Raw genomic sequence first — 1,015 nt, forward strand, 5'->3', positions numbered from 1 at the left:
CGCTGATGCGGCCCGCCGTGCTGCAGCTGTCGCGCTGGGGCCTGCTCAAGCCACTGCTCAAGGCCGGCACGCCGCTGATCGAGACAACGACGTTCCACTATGGCGAGGAGGAGATCACGATTCCGCTCAATGCCGGGCCCGATCTTCCCGGGCTGATCGCGCCCAGGCGCACCGTGCTCGACCGCATGCTCGTCGATGCCGCGCGCAAGGCCGGCGCCGAGTTCCTGCACGAGGTGGCGGTCGGCGACCTCTTTGCCGACACGCGCGGACGCGTGCGAGGCGTCGAGATCCGCGGCGCCGGCCGCGCGGCCTTACGTTTAAGCGCCGACATCGTGATCGGCGCCGACGGCATGGGCTCCACGGTGGCGAAATGCTGCGACGCGCAAGTGCTTAGAAGGGGCACGGTCTCGGCAGCCCATGTTTATGGCTACGCGCCGGTCGAACCCGGCGCCGGCTATCACTGGTATTTCCGCGACGGCATCGCCGGCTCCCTCATTCCGACCAATGCCGGGCTGGCCTGCATCGTCGCTTCGGTGCCGACCAAGCTGTTCGACGAGCGCTTCCGCCTTGATCATTTCCGCGCCCGCATGGAGGTGCTCGAGGCGCTTTCGCCGGCACTGGCCGAACAGGCGAGCCGGGCGCCCGACGATGCCCGCCTGCAGGCTTTCCGCGGCGTGCCGGGCTACATCCGCCACGCTCACGGACCAGGCTGGGCGCTGGTCGGCGATGCCGGCTTCTTCCGCGACCCGCTCACCTCGCACGGCATTGCCGACGCGCTGCGCGATGCCGAAGGCTTGGCGCGGGCGATCCTGGACGGATCGGAGGCAGCCTTCGCGACCTGGCAGCAGGAGCGCGACCTCTTCGCCCATCAGATCCTCGACACCACCGACGCCATTGCCGGTTTCGACTGGTCGCTGGCCGATATCGGCGAGCGGCACCGCCGCTTCAGCGCGGTGATGAAGGCCGAGGTCCGGGCGCTCGCCGCACACGCGATCCCGGTCCGCCGCGCCGTGCC

1 protein-coding gene is annotated in these 1,015 nt (G+C 69.9%); it reads left to right on the forward strand.

The genetic code is table 11. The features are described 5' to 3' along the window. A partial coding sequence (locus EOA32_RS37405; RefSeq protein WP_189407727.1) for an FAD-dependent monooxygenase occupies nucleotides 1-1,015 on the forward strand: 1,015 nt, incomplete at both ends.

It is taken from the genome of Mesorhizobium sp. M1A.F.Ca.ET.072.01.1.1 (assembly GCF_004023325.1).
Taxonomy (GTDB): Bacteria; Pseudomonadota; Alphaproteobacteria; order Rhizobiales; family Rhizobiaceae; genus Mesorhizobium.